Raw genomic sequence first — 22,026 nt, forward strand, 5'->3', positions numbered from 1 at the left:
TCCATGAAAGACTGTTCACTATGAAGCTGGAATCGATTTCCAAGGGCGCTCTCATCTCCGGCATTGAGGAGGGTCGGGTCGTGCGCGTCGTCAGCGCAGATCCACTCGGCGCTAACGCGGTGACCGTGGTCTACAAGAGTGACGACGGACGGCTGGGCGAGCGCGTTCTGTTCAGGAGCGACGAGGTCAAGCTGTCGATCGCCTCAGCGGGCAGGCCATGGAGCTTTGACGCGGACGGCGCGGATTTCAAGCTGGCGGCTGAGGCTTACCGAATTCACCTAGCCCATTTGTTCGACCCCATGATGGCGGTCCATACCTCGAATGTTCAGCCGCTGCCTCACCAGATCACCGCCGTCTACGAGTCGATGCTGCCGAAGCAGCCGCTGCGCTATGTGCTGGCGGACGATCCCGGCGCCGGCAAGACCATCATGGCGGGTCTTCTCATTCGCGAGCTCTTGATGCGAGCTGACGCCGCGCGCATCCTCATCGTGTCACCTGGAAGCTTGGTTGAGCAGTGGCAAGACGAGCTGTTTGAAAAGTTTGGCCTCTCCTTTTCGCTGTTCACCCGCGAATTGGTGGATCAAAGCCGGACGGGGAATCCCTTCGATGACCACGATCTGCTGGTGGCGCGTCTGGACCAGCTGTCGCGAAGCGAGGAGCTTCAAGAGAAGATCCGCAACTCTCGCTGGGACCTGATCGTTGTCGATGAGGCTCACAAACTGTCGGCGACCTGGTATGGGACCAAGGTCAACGAGACCAAGCGCTTCAAGCTGGGGCAGCTGCTGGGCTCGGTCACGCGTCACTTCTTGTTGATGACCGCGACACCGCACAATGGGAAAGAGGAGGACTTCCAGCTGTTCATGTCGCTGCTGGACTCGGATCGCTTCTATGGCAAATTCCGCGACGGTGCGCACAAGGTGGATGTCACCGATCTGATGCGGCGCATGGTCAAGGAAGACCTCCTGAAATTCGACGGCACGCGCCTGTTTCCTGAGCGCGTAGCCTACACCGCCAATTACAGCCTCTCTGAAGCCGAGCGCCAGCTCTACAACGACGTGACCACTTACGTTAAAGAGGAGATGAACCGCGCGGACAAGCTTGACGGAAAGCGCAAGGGCACGGTCGGCTTCGCCTTAACCGCGTTGCAGCGCCGGCTGGCCTCGAGCCCCGAGGCGATCTACCAGTCGTTGAAACGCCGGCGGGAGAAGTTAAAGCGCCGCATCAGCGAAGAGAAGATCAAGCAAAGCGGCGGCGCGAAGGCGATGGCCGAAACCTATGTCGACAAAGGCTCCGAGGATATTTGGGAGTCGGCCGAGGACATGGCGCCGGAGGACTACGAGAATTTTGAGGAGGAGCTGGTTGATCAGGCGACCGCCGCTCAAACCATCGCGGAGCTTGAAGCGGAGGTCTTCACGCTGAGCCATCTCGAAGAGCACGCCAAGTCGCTTGTTCACTCCGGCCAAGACCGCAAGTGGGAGGAGCTGCGCGAGCTGCTGCAAAACACGCCGGAGATGCGCGGCGCCGACGGCTTGCAGCGCAAGCTCATCATTTTCACGGAGCACCGCGACACCCTCAACTACCTTGCGGACAGGATCCGAGGCCTGCTGGGCATGCATGAGGCCGTGGTCATGATCCATGGCGGTGTCCATCGCGAGGATCGGCGCAAAGTCCAAGAGCTGTTCCGAAACGACAAGGACACAAGGGTTCTGCTGGCGACTGACGCTGCGGGCGAGGGCGTGAACTTGCAAAACGCCCATCTGATGGTCAACTACGACCTGCCTTGGAACCCCAACCGCTTGGAGCAGCGCTTCGGCCGCATTCACCGAATCGGGCAGACCCAGGTTTGCCACCTCTGGAACATGGTTGCCGCGGAGACGCGCGAAGGCGATGTGTTCCAAAAGCTCTTCGACAAGATCGAGATCGAGCGCAAGGCTCTGGGCGGCCGCGTGTTCGACATCTTGGGCGAGGTGTTTGACGGCGTGAGCCTGCGAAACCTGTTGATCGAGGCAATTCGCTACGGCGAGGATCCGGCTCGGAAGCTGCACCTGCGCGAAGTGGTCGCCGACGCGCTCGAGACGGAGAAGCTGCGGGAGATCATCCGCCGCAACGCCTTGGCCGAGGAGGTCATGGACGAGCAGCGTCTGTTCGAGCTGAAAGAGGAGATGGAGAAGGCGGAGGCGCGCAAGCTGCAACCCTACTTTATCCGCTCGTTTTTCGCCCAGGCGTTCGAGCGGCTCGGCGGCGATTTGCGACCTCGCGGCTCTGGCCGATACGAGATCACCTTTGTGCCGGCCTCTATCCGGGAGCGCGATCGCCAGATCTGCGGGCGCGACCGGCGCAGCTTGAATCCGGTGGTGACCAAATACGAGCGCGTCTGCTTTGAGAAGGGCAAGGTGACGGTCGAGGACAAGCCCAACGAGGCGGTGGCCAGCCTTCTGCACCCGGCCCATCCGCTGATGCAATCGGTGGTGGATCTCATGATCGAGCAGCACCGAGGCAAGTTGAAGCAGGGCGCGGTTCTGGTGGACCCCAACGACGAGGGGATCAATCCGAAGCTGATGTTCCTGATCGACCATTCCGTCAAAGAAGGCGGGGAGTCTGGCGTTGTCGTCTCGCGCCGACTTCAATTTGTGACCATCGATCACCATGGCGCGATCGCGAACGCGGGCTGGGCGCCGCACCTGGACCTCAACCCAATCGAGCCCTGGCAGCGCCAGCTGGTGGGCCCCGAGATCGAAGCGGACTGGATCAAGAAAGATTTGGAGGTGGCCGCGTTGGGCCACGCCTCCGATCGGATGGTGCCTGAGCATTTCGATGAGATCCGCGAGCGGCGCGAGCGCCAGGTCGACAAGAATCTGGCCGCGATCCATGAGCGCCTGGTCAAGGAAATAGACTACTGGTCAGATCGCCACGAGAAGTTGAAAACAGATCTCTCGGCGGGAAAAGACGTTCGGCTGACCTTGGAGAATGTGCGCCGAACGATCGACGAGCTGACCGTCAGGTTGGAGTCGCGCACGAAGGAGCTTCAAGCGATGCGCGATGTGGTGTCGAGCGTCCCGGTGGTCGTGGGCGGCGCGCTGAGCATTCCCGCCGGCTTGATCGCCATGCGCAGCGGCGAGGCGGAAGGCCCGACCTGGTCGGCTGACGCGAAGGCTCGCGCCCGGATTGAGAAAGTCGCCATGGACGCGGTTCGCAAAGCCGAAGAGGCGTTCGGGCACGAGGTAATCGATGTCTCAGCGGAAAAGTGCGGCTGGGATCTGACCGCTGTGGTGCCGGCCGTCGATGGCAAGTTGCCACAGGCGCGCCACATCGAGGTCAAGGGGCGCTCGAAAGGCCATTCGACGATCACCGTCACGCGCAACGAGATCCTTTACGGCCTGAACCAGGCAGAGAAGTTCATTCTCGCGATCGTGCTCGTCGACGAGGAAAGCTACGAGGGCCCCTTCTACATTCGAGATCCGTTCACGCAGGAGCCCGATTGGGCGGTGACCAGCGTTAATCTGGATCTCGCGTCCTTGCTCAAACGATCAACGACAAACGGAGCCTGAGATGAGGGCAGCCATTATTCAAGCGGCCCATCAGCTGCAAAGTCAGCGCGAAGCGCTGTGACAACATAAAGCATCAAATGACGACAATCAAAACCCCCAAAAAGCTCATCGAGGTCGCCCTGCCTCTGGACGATATCAATGACGCGGCCGGCAAGGAGAAATCCATTCGCCAGGGCCATCCGTCCAGCCTGCACCTGTGGTGGGCGCGGCGGCCGCTGTCGGCGGCGCGCGCGGTGATCTTCGCGCAGATGGTGAACGACCCGGGCTACGAGCGCAACCTGGGGCGAGGGGTCAACAAAGAGAAGGCCAAGCTCGAGCGCGATCATCTTTTCGGGCTGATCCGGCGTCTCGCGTCGTGGGAGAACACCAATGACGCCAAGCTCCTCGAAGAGGCGCGCGCTGAGATCGCCAAAAGCTGGCGCGAGACCTGCGAGCTCAACCGCGGCCATCCGGACGCCAAAGAGCTGTTCGACCCGGATAAACTTCCGGCGTTTCACGATCCCTTCGCCGGAGGCGGCGCGCTGCCGCTTGAAGCTCAGCGATTGGGGTTGGAGAGCTTCGCCACCGATTTGAACCCTGTGGCGGTCCTGATCAATAAAGCGATGATCGAGATCCCGCCAAGGTTCTCGTCCAGAGCACCTGTCGGCCCGATTCACGAGTCGATCAAGCAGGCGCGCTTGCCCACCGATTGGAACGGAGCGCAAGGCTTAGCAGAAGATGTGCGCCGTTACGGGCGATGGATGCGCGACGAAGCGTTCAAACGCATTGGCCATCACTTTCCCGAGGTCGACCTGGGTAAAGAGCAGGGCGGCGGTAAGGCGACCGTGCTCGCCTGGCTGTGGGCTCGCACAGTCAAAAGCCCCAACCCGGCGTTTTCGCATGTCGACGTCCCTCTGGTGTCCAGTTTTATCCTTGCGAATCGCGCCGGCAAAGAGTCTTATGTCGAGCCCGTGGTCAATGGAGACACCTATCGCTTCGAGGTGCGCTCCGGCAAGCCACCAGAGGGCGCGAAGAGCGGGACCAAGGCGGGGAAGGCTAAGGACTTTTTCTGTCTGCTGAGCGGGTCGCCCATCGCGCGCGACTATATCCGCGCTGAAGGAAAGGCGGGTCGCATCGGCGTCAAGCTCATGGCCATCGTCGCTGAAGGCGTGAAAGGCCGCATTTACCTGTCGCCCACCGAGGCAATGGAGGAGGCCGCTCATCGCGCGGCGAACGAGTCCATTGTCGACGAGGCGCGCCAGTCGTTCCTTTCCGGCTCGACGCCCACGCGCGCGATGATCACCGGGGGCGTGTGCTCGGCGTATGGCTTGACCACGTGGGGCCATATGTTCACGCCAAGGCAAATCGTCTGCTTGACCACATTCTCCGATCTCGTTTCGGAGCTGCGGGAGCGGATTAAGGCCGACGCGATCGCCAGCGGCTGGCAGGACGATCATCGCTCTCTCGACGATGGCGGCCTTGGGCCAGCGGCTTACGCGGACGCCGTCTCGATCTTCATGGCCTTTTGCCTGGACAAAATGGCGGATCTGGGCAACAGCTTAGTTCGCTGGGAGCCCACTGCTCAATGCCCGCGCCAGTTGTTTGGACGGCAGGGCTTCCCCATGCTGTGGGACTTCGCCGAGGCCAATCCGTTCTGCGACAGCTCGGGCTCTTGGGAGGTCTTTATCGATGGCGTGGCCAAGGCCATGGACAAAGTGTTTGCCATCACCCCGAAATGGTTCCGCGGTCACGCCGCTCAGCAGGACGCGCAGACTCAAAGCGTTTCGCTTCGTAAAGTGGTTTCCACGGATCCGCCTTACTACGACAACATCGGCTACGCGGACCTGTCCGACTTCTTCTATGTCTGGCTGCGCCGGGCTTTGCGCCCAGTCTTCCCCCAGTTGTTCTCGACCATGCTCGTGCCCAAGGCGGAAGAGCTAGTGGCGACGGTTTACAGGCATGGCAGCAAGCCGGCGGCGGAGAAGTTCTTCCTTGATGGGATGACGGAGGCAATGCATCGCTTGGCCGACCAGGCTCACCCTGCTTTTCCAACCACGATCTATTACGCTTTCAAGCAGGCCGAGACAACGGACGCCGGGACGAGCAGCACGGGATGGGAGACCTTCTTGGAGGCGGTTCTGGCGGCCGGCTTCGCGATCACGGGAACTTGGCCGCTTCGCACGGAAAATGGCAGCCGGATGGTGAGCCAAGGGACCAACGCCCTGGCCTCGAGCATCGTGCTCGTGTGTCGCCAGCGCGTCGAGTCCGCCTCCTCAATTTCTCGCCGAGACTTCCTGCGTGAGTTGAAGGATGAGTTGAAAGAGGCGGTGGATGTGATGATCGGCGGCGCGGAAGGCATTTCGCCTGTCGCCCCGGTCGACCTCGCGCAGGCCGTGATTGGCCCGGGGATGGCCATCTTCTCAAAATACACGTCTGTGCTGGAAGCCGACGGCCGCCCCATGACGGTCCACACCGCGCTTACGCTCATCAACCGAATGCTGACCGAGGGGATCGACGATTTCGACTCGGACACCCAGTTCTGCCTAGGATGGTTTGACGAGCATGGCTGGGCTGCCGGCGAGTTCGGCAAGGCCACGGTGCTGGCTAGGGCCAAGGGGACGAGCGTGGACCATGTCCGAGACGCCGGAGTGGTGGAGGCCTTGTCGGGCCGCGTCAGGCTGTTGAAGCCTGTCGAATACGCTGACGAGTGGTCGCCGTCGGAGAACAACAACACGCCGGTATGGGAGGCGCTGCATCAGCTCATCCGCGCCCTTCGCGCCAGCGGCGAAGGGGTGGCGGGCGCGCTGTTAGCGGGAATGCCGCAGCGGGCCGAGCCCATCCGAAGCCTGGCCTATCGCCTCTACACGCTCTGCGAGCGCAAAGGGTGGGCCGAAGACGCGCGCGCATACAACGAGCTGATCACCTCGTGGGTTGGCATTGAAGAGGCGTCGCACGTTAAAGGGCACTTGGGATCGCAAGTCGCCATGGACATCTAAGGAAGAACACCATGACTTTGAAGCCTTGGCGCGAAATCGCCGTTCCGCATGAAGATGTCCTGAGGGGCACGTTCCAGCAAGCTGAGTTCGCCGCCGACATCTCGAAGGTCCATCAGGGCATCGCGCCCGAAGAGTATCAGGACGCCTCGCTGTTCTTCCAACGGACTTTCATCACGGAGGGGATGCGCCTGTTGCTAGACTCCGTCGTAAAGCGCCTGGCGGGGAAGGGCGGCGATCCAGTCGTCCAGCTGCAGACGGCCTTTGGCGGCGGCAAAACCCACACGCTTCTGGCGGTCTATCACCTGGCGAAGGGAGCGACCCCCGCGAGCAAAATGCTAGGCATATCGCCGATTCTCGACGCAGCCGACATCACGGAGCTTCCGAAAGCTCGGGTTGCTGTTTTGGATGGCGTCGATCTGCTCGATCTGGCGAGCAAGCCGCGCGCGCATGGGAGCGTGACGGTCAAAACCATTTGGGGTGAGCTCGCTTGGCAGCTGGGCGGCGAGGCGGCCTACGCCAAGATCATGGAGTCCGACCGCGACGGAACCGCCCCGGGCAAAACGGTCCTGGCGGAGATCATTGGAGGTAGCGCGCCTTGCATCATCCTGATGGACGAGCTGGTGCGCTATGTGTCCCAGTTCGAGGAGGGCAAGACCCTTTCGGGCGGAACCTACGACACCCAGCTCTCCTTTGTTCAGGCGCTGACCGAGGCGTTGAAGGCCGTGCCAAACGCCATCCTTCTGGCCTCGCTCCCGTTCTCCGACCGGGAGGCGGGAAGCCAGCAGGGCGTTAAGGCGCTGCGGGCCCTGGAGCATTACTTTGGACGCGTGCAAGCGTTATGGAAGCCCGTGGCCACCGAGGAGGCGTTCGAGATTGTCCGCCGGCGCCTGTTCGCCAAGGTCACCGACGAGCTCGCGGCTGAGGAGGTGTGCAGGGCCTATGCGGACTATTACACCGCCAACGCCGGGGATCTTCCCCAAGACGTCCAAGGCAGCGGCTACCTCGAGCGATTAAAGCACGCCTACCCCATCCATCCCGAAGTGTTCGATCGACTTTATGAAGATTGGTCGTCGCTTGACAACTTCCAGCGCACGCGCGGCGTGCTGAAAATGATGGCGACGGTCATCCACCGGCTCTGGACCACAGGGAACAACGATCTGCTGATCCAGCCCGGAAGCCTTCCGCTGTTTGACTCCGCCACGCGCAACGAAGCGATCTACTACCTTCCGCAAGGCTGGGATCCTGTTCTAGAGCGCGACATTGACGGCGAGCGGGCGGCGACCACGGAGCTCGACAACGCTCGGCCCTTGTTCGGGGCAATTCACGCCTGTCGCCGGATCGCGCGTACGGTGTTTCTGGGCTCGGCGCCTGACGCCGGCGCGGTGGGCGGCGCCAAGCATCATCGAGGCATCGAGCTCGAGCGGGTGCTGCTGGGCTGCGCGCAGCCGGGTCAAGTTTTGGGGCATTACAAGGATGGCGCTCGCGCCCTGGTCGACCGCCTGCAATACCTCAACAGCGCGAACAACCGCTTCTGGTTCGACACGCGGCCGAACCTGCGCCGCGAAATGGAGGAGCGCAAGCGCCGCTTCAATTTGCGAGAGGATGTCTACCCGTTTATCAAGGACAAGCTTCGGTTCGCCAATGGCGTCTTTGGGGGCGTCCATGTGTTCACGCCCTCGGCCGATGTGCCCGACGACTGGCAGCTGCGTTTGGTCGTGCTTCCGCCCGAAGCGACCTTTAGCAAGGGCGCTCAATCCGCGGCGATCGACGCGGCCACCGCTATTCTGAAAAACCGGGGCGATCAGCCGCGACAGAAGCAAAATCGTTTGGTCTTCCTGGCGCCGGACACCGATAGCCTGGCGCGCTTGAAAGACCAGGTCACCTCGTCTCTGGCGTGGAGGTCCATCGTTGAGGATGTGCGTGAGGGCCGGCTGAATCTCGACGGCCATCAGACTAAACAGGCCTCGAGCAGCCTCGACCTGGCCAACGACGCGCTGGGCCGCATGATTCGCGAAACCTTTAAATGGCTCCTGACTCCGCTGCAAGAGGCGAAGCCGGGCAAGGGAATTGGCGAGCTCCAATGGGATCACTTCCAGATCAATCCAGCCGTGATCAACCGCGTTGAAGAGATCGAGCGCGTGCTCAAAGAGAACGAGCTGCTCATCACTGAATGGGCGCCGATTCACCTGGCCAAAATGCTCCAGACCTGGTTCTGGAAAGACGACACGCCGGCCGCCGGCGTACTGGATGTGTGGCAGAAGACATGCTGCTATCTGTATCTGCCGCGCCTGCGCGACTCGGACACGATCCGCGGGACGATTGCCGCCGGCCTCTCATCCCGCGATTTCTTCGGCATCGCGTATGGAGTCGATGAAGAGCGCTATCAGGGGTTCCACTTTGCTGAAAACACGACCCCGATCTTCGACGAGTCGCTTTTGCTGATCGATCCCAAGGCGGCGTCGACCTTCGCCGCGCGCCTTGCGGAGGAAGCGGCCGAGCGCGAGGCCAAGGCCAAAGGCGAAGCGGCTGGAGCGGCTAGCGGCGCGGGTGAAGCCAAACCGAGCGGCGGCGTCCCGCAGGGCGCGACGTCGAAGGCCGAGGTATCCTCTGGGTCCAGTTCGACTTCGGATGCCGCTGGGTCGGGATCGAACGGATCCAGCGCAACGGCTAAGAAGCGCATGTTCTTTGGATCAGTCGAGCTCAATCCGAATCAGGCGAAATTGCAGTTCTCCGATGTGGCCGAAGAGGTCTTAATGCTGTTGAACAAGCCCGGCGTTAAACTGCGCATCGCTGTCGAGATTGAAGCCGAGTCGCCGAATGGCTTCGATGAAAGCGTCCAGCGTGCAGTGCGTGAAAACTGCGACCAGTTGAAGTTTAAAAACCGAGCGTTCGAGGACTAAGCCTGACTAGGTCGGGGCCACGGCCTCGACCTGATAGCCATCGTTTGCGACTCATGCCTGACCGGCCACCCTACCCATCGCTAACTCGACAATATCTTTGGTAATGTCGAGTTAGTACTGAAGGCAAATTGAACGAAAATGCCCTCATCCATCAGTCACCTCAGCAAGATATACGGAGCGTAACGTCGCAGCGTTGCGAGTCCCCGTAGCGTCTCACCTGACTTCTTGCGGCTCGCCAAGTCCTTTTTGCTGGAATCTGATAAACCTGTCGTAGCACTGTCTTACGGCGATAGGATAGTTGCTGCCGTCTGACCGGTTCTCGCAACCTTGTGGTTTGCGGTGGCGTCCGTTGAAGCAAAAATGCCACGGCTTGTGCAGCAAAGTTGCCACATGTCGTGCAGTTACCGGCGGGCCACGTCGGCCAGTTGAAAGGCCGGTCTCGACCCGAAGCGGACATATCTAGAACGGACGGGTAACGTTACGTTACGTTCTGGCGCGGCTTGTAGCCTGCACACGAGCTAACCAGAAACGCGAGACACCTAGCATGACGAGCACAACAATTGCGAAATAGATGGCAATGTCGAGAACCAGAGCGCCCATGGACAGCTTGTCTTCGCCGAACGCAAGCACTCGCTCTCTAGAAACGCCTGGCGAGTCGAATAAGTAAGCGACCGGAAAGCCCCCCTTTAATACCGGCTTGTAGCAGAAATCGTAACCGCTTGGACCACACATATTTCCATATACGGCCAGTTCAGGACCTACGCGCTCGACATGTACCGACAAGAACGCCAGGGTGATTGCTGAGATAAAAGCGACACTTATCCAGATGAATTTGGTCAAGCTGGGCATGAGTTTCCTTTCCTTACGATGGACTTCAAACTGTCCGCTTTTGGCCGAACTCGGCCGCTCAGGACAGCGTAGCAATTTGCCAAGACTAAGATCAATGGCGACCGCGACAGGGCTCAATCGCTGGTCAGAAAGCGATTTTCCTAACGATCCAGGAAGATTAGAGCGATTTATACACATAGAGAGACAACCACAAAGTCCGAAACATGACATCATTACGTTTTTACATGATTTTGGAGAATTTGAATGGATTTGTCGAAACTGAATTTGGCCGAATTGAAAGATTTACAGGCGCAGATAGGGGCAGAGATGAAGAGCCGCGAGAAGTCGGACATTGAAAAGGCTCGTAACGACATCAACGCAATTGCAAAGAGCTTGGGTTTGTCGCTGAAAGACCTGCTTAGTGCGGGTGAGTCAAAAGGTAACGTTCGCAAGCAAACCGGTAAGGTGGCTGTGCAATACCGCAACCCACAAGATGCTTCGCAAGAGTGGACCGGTCGTGGTCGCCAACCGGTTTGGGTCAAAGAACTTCTGGCTTCTGGTAAAAACCTGATGAGTGCCAAGGTCAGCAGCTGATCCTCCGTTGGCCAAGAAGAGGCTTCATCTAATGCCCCTTTTGACCCAGAGCAGACGTTGACCATAGACATCACCGACTCTACATTGTGCTTGAATTGCACAGGTGACCTCAAGGGATCATTGTGCAAGCCGCGATGCTCGATATCTTTGGCTGCATACCTTTCTGAGCTCAAAATCGTCGCCGAATCGGTACGCAGCCAAAACGCCGTAAACCTTGGTAACGAGCAGTGGCCCGCTGATCGCTTCGAGTTTTATTTTGGCATCGCCACAGTTCGCTGCTTCGGCGGATAATTCTTCTAGCGAAGGACTATCGATCAAGCGGTAAGTACCGTTTTTATATAGAAAATACGTATCGCGTACGCAACTGGCACTGCCTACGAATCTTCCGATGCGGACAATCTTTCCGCTTTTACTCGGCATATCCACTTCTGATACTTGCCCCCTGTAATCTGCGTAGTTCAATAGAACGGTCTTTACCTCATCAGGTTCATTCGCGCTCAACCATATATCTTCTGCGGCTAGCCCGCCTTGATTCAAGCAGTCTTGATCTCCAGGGAAACATAATTCGCGCTCGCGCGTTTCAGTTTTCACCGTCCTACCGACTTTGTCTGCAAAAGCATTCCGAACCAATTGCTTGCACGAAACAGTCTGGTTAGCTTGCGCAAAGGTTGAAGCGCCGGCCGTCAAGAGACATAGTGCCAGTAAAGTTTTCACTTGCATATCCCCTAAAAATGAGAAGTTCCGAGTGGCTGATGTTGCCGAAGCCGGCCGTTCAGGCCAGCATAGTAGGTCGCCAGGTTGAAAATCCAGCGGTGATCGCGACAGGCAGGTACCGACCCGAAGCGGACTGTCACCTGCCTTGACCCATGACCTTATAATTCGACGAAATTCCCCAGATCATCTGCTTCGGGCGGACTCCAGTTTGACGGCCGCTTCCGCATCCCTTCTGGGGTTGCCCCGACAGCGGTCTGCCTACCCGCCCGCGCTAAGCGGCCGATCTACGGGACTGAGAGTTGACCAGGATATGCTTGCGTGGGTGCCGTTCCCTTTGCCAAGTTTTCTGCGCTCCACAAAGCGGCCTTCAAATTCAAAATTCTGGTCGATTTTGATGACGAGTAGCTTGTTGAAATTTCCCGCTCGCTTTACATGCACCTTCCCTCCTGCCTTTTCTGGAGAAATGGTCTTCACTTCAACGAAGTCGTTACCTAGCTTACCGTCTGAGCCCTGGGTGTGCGGCCGATGACGTTTAATTCCGTACTTAACTTCTGCAAACAATTCTCCAAGCTCTCCCCATATTTGCAAGTAACGACCTGTCATCGCAAAATAGGATGCCGCGTTGTGAACTAGTTCTTCGAAAAGCATAGCTAGTTCAGGATCGACCGCTGGGTACTCATGTTGAATCTCTTGCTTATGTAACTGGCCATTTATCCAATCCCAACTGATCCATTCTCCGTCATCGTAGATACCGTCACCAACACCCATTGGCTGGCCGGTCATTGCACATCGAATCATCCTTGCTCCCTTTACCACAGGCAAATTGGTACGACGACCTGTTGAGTCAGGATAGCATGTTGCCCAACAGAAATTCTCCCTCGCGGGGAAAGTTAAGTACGTAAAATATTGCCGAACCTTGCCGTTTGAGCCAGAACAGCAGATGGCCGGGTTCAAGATCAGGGACGCCGCCACAGACCGCAAACGACCCAAACCGGACTGTCACGGAATGGGAGTCATGATCTAGCTTGTCGATAGTAGCTGAGCGCCTCTCGGGCTCTCCAAGCGACGTTTTCATGTTTAGAGTTGGACAATTGCATCAGAATCTCGTGCTCCACTGATCCTGGTTCGCCATCAAGGGTATAAGCCAAATGTTCCTGCTGGTTTGTATTCAGGTTAGGCCACTCGACGGACAGATACTGCAACACTGCCTGGGGGTTCTCATCAATGATGGCACGTGCACGTACGGAACCATCGTCATACCAGTAATCCGAATCAGGAAGGTCTAGTAGTAGCGTCAACTCGTGCATTGTTCAAGATCTCACATGGCTGCTCTTGGCCGAAACCGGAAGTTCTTCGCGCTCAGTGTAACTCAGCAAGAAGCGGCGGACTTCGCTACTTCACGCCTGCGGTCGTCGCAGCAACTTCCAAAACGTCGCATCTATTTCGGAAAGTCACACGATCGGCCAGATCATACGCACGACCCTCGACAGCATCAGCGCACTCGAGCGCGGCGAGCCGCTCGTCGACCGGATTCCCGATTGATGCAGGGCGCATGAATCGTCCCGCTCGCTGGACAGGCTACCCGGTCTGCGCTACGGTGCACCGGTCAAGCCACCATGGGGGAGAGCAGATGCACATCGAGACGGTCCGCTTCGAGCGGATATTTGACGTCCAGTCGGGGACATTCAGTTTTGAAGCGGGTGGCAAGCGCGAGTTCGGCGTCATCTTCGATCACAAGAGTGTGCCTGATGCGGGATCGACCTTTGCCGTTGTCCTGGACGAACCGGGCAACTGGCAAACGGTAGCTGGCTGGCGCGATCTTTCCACCGCCAGAGTGGGGCTCAAGCGCAGCGCCTGGGCTATTGCAATCGACCTGCTGTTCGATTTTTATTTCGTCCTCATTCCAATCCCCGCGCTGGCACTGGTGTTGGGCGGCCCGTGGGCGGCCCTGGGGACATTCGGCCTGATGGTACTGGGCGCGTGCGCCATGGTCGTGGGCGCGGCCAGGCACAACCGCCAGATCGAGCGGGCGCTGCGGGCCGTTCGCCCATCGCCGCCCCGCGCAGTCACAGGGCCCGACATACTGGCGCGGAGCGGCGATCCCACGGCGCCTGCGCATTGAGCAGCGCACCCTTCGACGCGCCAAGTGGCGGATCGAGCACGAAGCGCGGTATCCACAGCGTTATGCCCGACTGCGGCAGCGGGACGCCGTACACACCGCCCGACTGGCTGCGCCTGACGGCGCCACAGGTCCTGGGTGGCGTGTCACCCAGTGCTGAATGCAGGCGTAGCCGCAGCCGCGTTCATATGGCGTTCTGGCCGCATAGCGTGAGGCCGGTGTCGACCCAAACCGGACGTAGCCAAGCGCCTTAGGGTTCAGCGTGAGCCCGTCAGCCTTGCATCCCTCTGGAGCATTTCGTGGAGCTGACGCCACAGCACGGATCGCGTGGAGAACGAGGCATCGGTTGATGCTTTCAATTCGGCCTGTTTCGTTGCTTCCACAAAGATGCGGTAGGACTCACCATCAAACGCCTCGAGAGATAAAAACGTCATGCCGCCGTCATCGAGCGGCTCATAAGCTGCCGTAAGAACCGACGGGTCTTTGGACATTAGTTCTGCACGTATCCGTTCGGTCAAGTAGTCAAAATCGACCGTGCTCGTAGCAAATCCTTTCCCCTTCGACACTAAGATAGTTCCGCCCATGCGATTCCCTGGAGTCGTTCGATTAGATGACCGCTATGTCCGGTTTTGGCCGAACTCGGACCTTCACCCGATGCAGTGTACGAGTGTCGTTAGCTGTTCGGCAAGGCCTTGGCAAAGAATCGAAAATGGAGGAACGAGAGTAGGGGATGGGTGTGCGGTATAGTTATCCACATTTTCTGTGGACAACTTAGGTTCGTGAAGGGCACAAGGCGCTCTGCATGGGGATGTTGTCGGAATGCCTGCGAAACGGGCAGGGTGCTTAGGTGAACGGCTTCTAGGCCAGTATGTTGTCACAGTCATACATTCCGCGGACCAAGGTGCTGCTAGGCGCAACCCAACGCGTTCAGATCGACGCACAGATCTCGCTCATGTCTGATAGTGCCAACCGTCGCGTTTGATACGAGAGCCAGTAAACTACCTTGCCTCTACTCGACATTAGCAAACCTATTGTCGATTAGAGTAGTTTCGGCCACCAGTAAGCCTAAGTTGTTGCGTTGCTTGGCACTTCTAGGCCAAGGTTCGATGGAACAGCAGTCACGTTCTCTCCCGTCGCCGCTTCTCCGCTGCATCCTCGTTTCGTGCAAACTGCTTCGCTGCTTCCTGTGCAATGCGGCGCTGGCGCGTCTTCGCATACACTTTCGTAGTCATGATATTGACGTGTCCGAGAACGTCCTGGACCACTTCCATCGGCACGTTGTCTTCGACGGCGTTGGTGGCGTAAGTGTGCCGGAAAGCATGCGCCGACGTTCGTTGCAGCTGAATGATTTCGTCTTGGGAAAATGTAGGCATTTCGTATAACGACAGCGCAGCAGCGAATGTGCGTACACGGCGCAATGCGGCGTCGACTACATAATAAAGCGAGTTGACGTGATAGCTGTTGCCCTGCTCGAGCTCGGCCAAGGCTTCTTCGGTTCCCATCTCATTGGCGCGTTGTTCGCGTGCCTGCCTCTTTGCCTCTGCCTTCGCTACGGGCGTTATGATCGGTGCAATCAGGTAGCCGCGTCTGGTCGGCTCGTCGAAGTCAAGGTCTCGGTCGCGCCAATGCGCGCGCAGAGCCTCTTCGGTGCGGCTATTGACCGGGACGTCGCGCTCGACCTTCCTCTTGCCTTCTACAGTTAGCATCCACACGCCGGCCGCATCCGGACTGGGGATGAAGTTGGCACGCAGGGCGCTGACGACTTCTGCTCTGCGCAAGCCAGAATCGCCCATCAGCAGCAACGCCGCCAGCGCGACCCGGTCTTGCCGGTTCGCTTCGACCTCTCCAAGTCTCTGCAAAATCTCGACCACGGTTTCCCAAGTATCACGGCGCAACGCCCGGTCGATCTTCATCATGTGTTTTCGCTTCGTGACTGCAGGATCTTTCACAGTCACCCACGGATTGCCGCCCAGGTAGCGCACTTTGATTAACCAGTCGAATGCGCTGCGTAGGATAACGACTGCCAGGCGTTGTGATTGCGGCTTCATGGGCTTTTCGTCGAACGGCCGCCAGCGCTCGGTGTTCCTGGGCGCACGAGGGCCGCAAAACCGGGGATCGGGAACCGCCAGGAACGTTCGATAGGCCAAGCAGTCCTCCGCTAGCATTGAAGAGAGGGGCTTGCGGGCAACGAGCGCGCACCAAAGGAGCAGGCGCTCGAGCTCCTTGCGGTAGGAGCGCTTAGTTTCTGGGGAGTCGTCGTAGCGAGCCAGAAAGGTGTCGACGGCTTCTAGGTCGTCGCGGGCGGCGATGAAGCAAAACGCCGGCGCGCGATTGATGCCGTCTACGCCAGCCAGGTACGGGGGCAGCTGGAACGTGCCCAGCGGAGCGATCGGGTTTGGTGCGCGCGGGTCCAGAACTGGGCGCACTGCGGACACGGCGTTCGCCGGCGCTCGCAACTGGTATGCGTCGATCTGCCCAAGATGCTCGGGCCACTTGCTCAACCATCGCACGATCGCGTCTGCGCGACGGGCACCGATCCGCGGCAAGGCGCGCCACCAGCCGGCGCCGCGGCGTTCGATGCGATTGACTAGCTCGCCGATCGTCGTGATGCCTTCTTCCCGTAGCAGCCTTGAGATCGTCGGCCGGAACCACTGCCCAAGACGGTGGTCCAGATTCGGTCCCGGGTTGGTTGCTTCGGCTGCCTGCACCAAAATGCCCAGTTGGGAGGTCGAGATATCGCGGGTCAAACGTGCTGTCTGCAAGGTCTTCGCGAATTCAGGGTTGCGCTCGATCGAGCGCTCGACGATGTGGTCACGCATCCGCTTTAGATGGCGTTCCAATCCGTTTTCGACCTCGGGGCTATCGGACACGTAATACAGGTCGCCGATACGCGCAACCGGGATTCCGCTGCAATAGGCGCGCAATGCGGCGTAGTCGGTGCGGTTGTAGTCAATGTCGGGAAGCGCGATTTTGCTGTGCTGTGCCATCTGAATCTTGGTATGTGCGTCGAGGGTTATGACCGTCTGGCCAGCAGCGCTCTCTGTTTGAAAGCTATGTCGGTTGTGTTGTCAACGCATGCCGACGCTCCGCGCAGGTTGTCCGCAGTGTCATTGTTTCACGAATTTTTTCTTCATAGTTATCAGTCACTTACGGCAAGCGCACGTAACCAAGAACTGTTTCACGTGAAATTTTGGGTCAAAAGCGCTTACGTGATTATAACAATAATCACGTAAGGGAAGTGTTAGCTATTGCGAGAAATGCTAAGTAGTGCAGCGCTCGTACCGGGGCGAATAGGGAAAACGGAAAAAATCGGGCGCTAAGGCGATTTGGCCGACCATATCGCCCGCAAACCATTCCGCGCGGCCGACTTGCAAACGCCCTGAGTCCATGCTGTATAGTCGTCATTTATGACCGGGGGCGGTCTTTGCTTGGAAAGATAAAAGATGTCGAACGCGCAGCTGATGGCAGTAGTCGAGGTAGACAAAGAAGATCGGATAATTTGTCAGCGCGACGGCTGTGGCCACAGCGTGTACAAACGCATCCACATCGTGCGGGAGAACGGGCGCTTCACCGTTCTCGGCTCCGAGTGCTTCAAGCTCCTATACGGCTCCGATGACACCGGGGCGGTGCCCCTTTATGGATCAAGCGCTGGCCAGCTTCTTACCGACGCCGAGCGTCAGGTGCTAATCGATAATACTGACCGCTTCATTGCAATGCTTGAAGCGCAGCGGCTTCAACTGGAACATGCCCGAGCCCTGGATTTACGCGCTAGACTAGAAGAACAGCGCGAGCGCGAGGAAGCTGCCCGAATTATCAGAGGCGCGTCGGATGCGCTGCGTGACGAAGAACGCAATGCTCAGTCGCTTGCCCTGGAAAACTGCCGCCGGCAATACCCAGGGCTCAATCTGGCCACACCAGGCTGGCAGGGCTTGGTTTATTTAGAGAAGCTAAGAATCTTGCGTGAGGGTCGTGGGAATCGATTCACGCAGCCGCGAACTGAATCCTCCCTCTTCTAGATTATTTCCTACTCTTGGGGCTTACGCAGCTCCCTGAACCCGCCTTCGGCTATACGCTGCTGGCGCCACACATAGTCCCCGGTCAGGTTGATGTGCTCCCAGCCCAGCGGCGACAAAAATTGCAGCATGCCGTCGTCGGGCAACTTGCCTTTCTCACGCAAGGCCTGCGTCGCCCGCTCCAGGTAGACCGTATTCCACAGTACGATTGCGGCCGTCACCAAATTGAGGCCGCTGGCGCGGTACCGCTGCAGCTCGAACGACCTGTCGCGGATCTCGCCCAGCCGGTGGATGAATACCGCCCTGGCCAGCGCATTGCGCGCCTCCCCCTTGTTCAATCCGGCGTGCACGCGCCGGCGCAGCTCGACGTTCTGAAGCCAGTCCAGGATAAACAGCGTGCGCTCGATCCGCCCCAGCTCGCGCAGCGCGATCGCCAGGCCGTTCTGGCGCGGGTAGCTGCCTAGCTTGCGCAGCATGAGCGACGCGGTGACGGTGCCGTGCTTGATCGAGGCGGCCAATCGCAGCACGTCGTCCCAGTGTGCGCGCAGGTGCTTGATGTTCAAGCTGCCGCCGATCATCGAGCGCAAGGCCGGGTGATCGCCCACCTTGCCCGGCACGTACAGCTTGGTGTCGCCCAGATCGCGGATGCGCGGCGCGAAGCGGAAACCCAGCAGGTGCATCAGCGCGAACACGTGGTCGGTGAAGCCGGCGGTGTCGGTGTAGTGCTCCTCGATGCGAAGGTCCGATTCGTGGTACAGCAGGCCGTCGAGCACATAGGTCGAGTCGCGCACGCCGACGTTGACCACCTTGGTGCTGAACGGCGCGTACTGGTCGGAAATATGGGTGTAGAACAGCTTGCCGGGCTCGGCGCCGTACTTGGGGTTGATGTGGCCCGTGCTCTCGGCCCGGCCGCCCGCGCGGAAGCGCTGGCCGTCCGACGACGACGTTGTGCCGTCGCCCCAGTGCGCAGCGAAGGTGTGCTTGAACTGGGCGTTGATCAGTTCAGCCAGGCCGGCCGAATAGGTTTCGTCCCGGATGTGCCAGGCCTGCAACCAGGACAGTTTCGCGTAAGTGGCGCCGGGACTCGATTCCGCCATCTTGGTCAGGCCGAGGTTGATGGCGTCGGCCAGGATCGCGGACATGAGGAACGTCCGGTCCTTGGCCTGCTCCCCGCTCTTGAGATGGACAAAGTGGCGCGTGAAACCGGTCCAGTCGTCCACGTCCATCAGCAGTTCGGTGATCTTGATCCGAGGAAGCATGCCGCTGGCGAAGTCAATCAGCGCCTGGGCCTCGTCCGGCACCACCGCGTCCTGTGGGCTGATCCTCAGTCCTGTCTCAGTAATGATCGCATCGGGCAGTTCGTTCGTCAGCGCGAGCCGGTTGACGGTGACCAGCTGCTGTTCGAGCAAGAGCAAGCGGTCGTGCAGGTACTGGTCGCAGTCCTGGTTGACCGCGATCGGCAGCTCGCGCGCTGATTTCATCGCCCCGAACTTTTCCGTGGGTAGCAGGTATTCCTCGAAGTCGCGGAACTGGCGCGAACCCTGCACCCAGATGTCCCCCGACCGCAGCGAATTCTTCAGCTCCGACAAGACGCAAATCTCGTAGAAACGGCGGTCAAGACCTTCGTCGGTGATGACCAGCGGCTTCCACCGCGCCTTCACGAATGCGATCGGCGCGTCGTCCGGCACCTTGCGCGTCCCGGTCATGTTCATCTCGCGCAGGACGTCGATCGCGTCCAGAACCGCTTGCGCCGCCGGCGCAGCTTTAAGCCGAAGCACGTCCAGAAACTCGGGCGAATAGCGCCGCAGGGTGCTGTACTGCTCGCCCACCAGGTGCAGGTGGTCGAACGTTTCGGGCTGGGCCAGTTCTGCCGCCTCGGTCACGCTTTGAGTGAAGTCTGTCCACGGCAGCACGGCCTCGATCGCGGCATACGGGTCCCTGCCGGATTCCTTGGCCTCGACCAGCGCGCGCCCGATTCGGCTGTACAGGCGCACCTTGTCGTTTATGGCCTTGCCCTGCTTCTGGAAGTCCTGCTGATGCTTGTTCTTGGCTGCGCTGAACAGCTTGATCATAATGCGGTCATGTAGATCGACCAGTTCGTCCGTCACGGTGGCCATGCCCTCGATGGCCAGCGCCGCCAGCGTGGCATAGCGCCGCTCGTCCTCGAACTTGGTCAGGTCGCGCGGCGTCATCTGCGCGCCCTCGCGGGCCATCTTCAGCAGCCGGTTCTGGTGGATCTGGTGGCCAAGCCCTTCCGGCAGGGCCAGCGACTGGAACACCTTGAGCCGTTCGATGTGTTCGCGCATGTAGCGGGAATTGGGTTTGAGCGGCGACTGGCGCAGCCATACCAGCCAGGTAATGCTCATGTCGGGCGCCACATTGAGCAGGTTGTCCAGGGAGCGCCTGTGGTGACGTTCCAACGGCTCAATCAGCGTGCGATAAATTCGCCGGTTCGCCCTCGTCACAGCCTCGGCGCAGGCCCGTTCGATGACGGTCAGCGTCGGCAGGATGATGCGCTTCTGGCGCAGTGTTTCGAGGGAATGCGCGGCGAGGATCATTGCCTTGTCGGTCTGCATGGCGAGGTCGGCCAGGCAGTGCACCAGCTTGCGGAAATCCGGCAAGCCGAACACGGACAGCCCCAGGTAGGCGCGTAACTCATGCAGGTGCTCGTTGCGCGTTTTTTCGCGCTCGCCATATTCCGGCCAGGCGCCGGCGTCGCTGCGCACCTGCTTGGCAATCCAATGGATCACCGGATCTGGCAGCCTAGTGTCGCTGGCCAGCGCCTGGCCAGGGTAGCGCAGCAAGCACATCTGAACCGCGAAGCCGAGGCGATTGGCGGCGCCCCGGCGCTGCCGGATCAACGCCAGGTCGGCATCCGTGAAACTGTATTGCTGGATTAGGTCATCCTGACTTTCTGGCAACACCAGCAGGCTGTCGCGTTCGGTATCAGAGAGGAGTGAGCGGCGCGGCATTCGATCGGACCCTTCGAGGATAAGCCGGGATAAAGCCAGTAATGGGACGAAGCGAAAAAGTAATTAAGGAACGTACTTTTCTTACTTTCTAACTAAGAAGCTTCTTTGTGCTATGCCAAGACAAAACCAGAACGGCACGACGAAGGTCAGCTCCAGCAGACTCAGGCATTCCCCCTAGAACACCAGCCACCCGACCAGTCCAGCCGCGAGGATCACGACGACTACGTTGAGTTTGTTCTTCCAAGCATAAAGGAATGCCAAGGCCGCGGCGAAGATCGATATACCCGCCGTCAACGACGGCACACGCTCGGCGGTGACATGCGCCAGGTCGACGGTGGTGGCGCCAATCAGGCCGACGACCCCGGCCGCGACACCATCCAAAAAGGCGTGCAGCTGCTTGTTCTCCACAACCGCCTCCAGCCGGTCATAGAAGATCAGCGAGAACGCAAAGGCCGGCAGAAAGACACCGACCGTCATGGCCATCGCTCCAACCGGACCGCCCGCCACATAGCCGACGAACGTTGCGAAGATGATGAGCGGCGCCGGTAATACACCGGAAAGCGCCAGCCCATCCAGGAACTGCCCATCCGTCATCCACCCGCGCCCGACAGCGTCGTTGCGAACGAACGGAATCGCGGTATAGGCGCCGCCGAATGTGAGTAAGCCGGCTTTTAGTCCAGCCACGAAAATGAGGAGCACGGAGGCTTGGCCTTGAATGACCGTTTCCACAAGCTTCGCGGTGGGCGCGGCCGACATAGCAACGGCCGTAGCCAACGCCATCGCCCCAAGTGTCACCAGAAGCGCAAACGCCCGACGATTCAACACGAGCAAAGCGTACACAAGGCCACTCGCCGGCAGGGTGATCCAAAAGTCGACCCCGCCACTGGCTGCCAGCGCGCAAACGATGGCAATGACCCACAGCCAGCGACTAAGTAGGATGTGCTCTCCGATGCGGTGCACGGCGCGCACGATCAGCGCGATTACGGCCGCTTGTACACCAAGGAATGCGGCACCCAGCGAAGTGCCGACAATGTCGATCTCGAAGTACAGCCAGGACAGCGCAAACATCAGCAAGAATCCCGGGAGCATGAACCCAAGTCCCGCCAGCAAGCCGCCCAGCCGCCCCTTTGCTCGGATACCCAGATGAACGCAGATCTCGTGCGCTTCAGGACCGGGCAGCACCTGCATCACCGCAAGCAGTTTGTTGAAGCGTTTGCTCGAGATCCAGCGTTCCTCATCCACGAGTTCGCGGCGCAGCATAGCGATCTGAGCCACAGGACCGCCCCAAGCGAGCAGGCCGAACTTGAGGAATCGCACGAAAAGCTGGAAGTAGCTCATGGCTGGAGGAACGGCTTCAATCGCG

The 22,026-nt window shown here is 59.4% G+C and carries 13 protein-coding genes; 6 read left to right on the top strand and 7 right to left on the bottom strand.

The annotated features are described in order from the left end of the window. The first annotated feature begins 20 nt into the window (after positions 1 to 20). The 3 genes from AC1MGT_RS23625 to AC1MGT_RS23635 all read left to right on the top strand — a co-directional run bounded on the left by AC1MGT_RS23625 (position 21) and on the right by AC1MGT_RS23635 (position 9,423). Complete coding sequence (locus tag AC1MGT_RS23625) at positions 21 to 3,548, top strand: helicase-related protein (protein ID WP_499504453.1); 3,528 nt, start codon at positions 21 to 23, stop codon at positions 3,546 to 3,548. A gap of 77 nt (positions 3,549 to 3,625) precedes the next feature. After that, a complete protein-coding gene (locus AC1MGT_RS23630; protein WP_499504454.1) occupies positions 3,626 to 6,523 on the top strand; it encodes a DUF1156 domain-containing protein in 2,898 nt (965 codons plus the stop codon). Between the two features lie 11 nt (positions 6,524 to 6,534). Further along, entirely contained in the window at positions 6,535 to 9,423 is a 2,889-nt protein-coding gene (locus AC1MGT_RS23635) for an ATP-binding protein (RefSeq protein WP_499504455.1), read from the top strand. 483 nt (positions 9,424 to 9,906) lie between these two features. On the opposite strand, the gene AC1MGT_RS23640 is transcribed toward AC1MGT_RS23635, so the two are convergent. Next, positions 9,907 to 10,272 (bottom strand): hypothetical protein, encoded by a 366-nt coding sequence (locus AC1MGT_RS23640; protein WP_499504456.1) that lies wholly within the window; start codon positions 10,270 to 10,272, stop codon positions 9,907 to 9,909. 243 nt (positions 10,273 to 10,515) lie between these two features. On the opposite strand from AC1MGT_RS23640, the gene AC1MGT_RS23645 reads away from it, so the two are divergent. Then, positions 10,516 to 10,845 carry an H-NS histone family protein gene (locus AC1MGT_RS23645; RefSeq protein WP_499504457.1) on the top strand — a complete coding sequence of 110 codons (330 nt, stop codon included), beginning with the start codon at positions 10,516 to 10,518 and terminating at the stop codon, positions 10,843 to 10,845. 117 nt (positions 10,846 to 10,962) lie between these two features. Here AC1MGT_RS23645 and AC1MGT_RS23650 read toward each other — a convergent pair whose 3' ends face one another. Further along, entirely contained in the window at positions 10,963 to 11,559 is a 597-nt protein-coding gene (locus AC1MGT_RS23650) for a hypothetical protein (RefSeq protein ID WP_499504458.1), read from the bottom strand. Positions 11,560 to 11,817: 258 nt separating this feature from the next. After that, on the bottom strand, positions 11,818 to 12,342 hold the full coding sequence (locus AC1MGT_RS23655; protein WP_499504459.1) for a hypothetical protein: 525 nt from the start codon (positions 12,340 to 12,342) through the stop codon (positions 11,818 to 11,820). Positions 12,343 to 13,189: 847 nt separating this feature from the next. Here AC1MGT_RS23655 and AC1MGT_RS23660 point away from each other — a divergent pair. After that, positions 13,190 to 13,681 (top strand): hypothetical protein, encoded by a 492-nt coding sequence (locus AC1MGT_RS23660; RefSeq protein WP_499504460.1) that lies wholly within the window; start codon positions 13,190 to 13,192, stop codon positions 13,679 to 13,681. A gap of 254 nt (positions 13,682 to 13,935) precedes the next feature. On the opposite strand, the gene AC1MGT_RS23665 is transcribed toward AC1MGT_RS23660, so the two are convergent. Continuing rightward, a complete protein-coding gene (locus tag AC1MGT_RS23665) occupies positions 13,936 to 14,262 on the bottom strand; it encodes a hypothetical protein (RefSeq protein ID WP_499504461.1) in 327 nt (108 codons plus the stop codon). A gap of 534 nt (positions 14,263 to 14,796) precedes the next feature. Continuing rightward, the gene (locus AC1MGT_RS23670) at positions 14,797 to 16,665 is read right to left on the bottom strand and encodes a site-specific integrase (protein WP_499504462.1); all 1,869 of its coding nucleotides are present in this window, start codon (positions 16,663 to 16,665) and stop codon (positions 14,797 to 14,799) included. Between the two features lie 456 nt (positions 16,666 to 17,121). Between AC1MGT_RS23670 and AC1MGT_RS23675 the strand changes: the two genes are divergently transcribed. Beyond that, a complete protein-coding gene (locus tag AC1MGT_RS23675) occupies positions 17,122 to 17,694 on the top strand; it encodes a hypothetical protein (RefSeq protein WP_499504463.1) in 573 nt (190 codons plus the stop codon). Positions 17,695 to 17,702: 8 nt separating this feature from the next. Here AC1MGT_RS23675 and AC1MGT_RS23680 read toward each other — a convergent pair whose 3' ends face one another. Together AC1MGT_RS23680 and AC1MGT_RS23685 are read right to left on the bottom strand one after the other, a co-directional pair. Next, complete coding sequence (locus AC1MGT_RS23680; protein WP_103243983.1) at positions 17,703 to 20,663, bottom strand: Tn3 family transposase; 2,961 nt, start codon at positions 20,661 to 20,663, stop codon at positions 17,703 to 17,705. 174 nt (positions 20,664 to 20,837) lie between these two features. Continuing rightward, positions 20,838 to 22,001 (bottom strand): chromate transporter, encoded by a 1,164-nt coding sequence (locus AC1MGT_RS23685; protein WP_103244708.1) that lies wholly within the window; start codon positions 21,999 to 22,001, stop codon positions 20,838 to 20,840. Positions 22,002 to 22,026: the final 25 nt, after the last annotated feature.

This window comes from Telluria sp. BA11 (assembly GCF_056680305.1).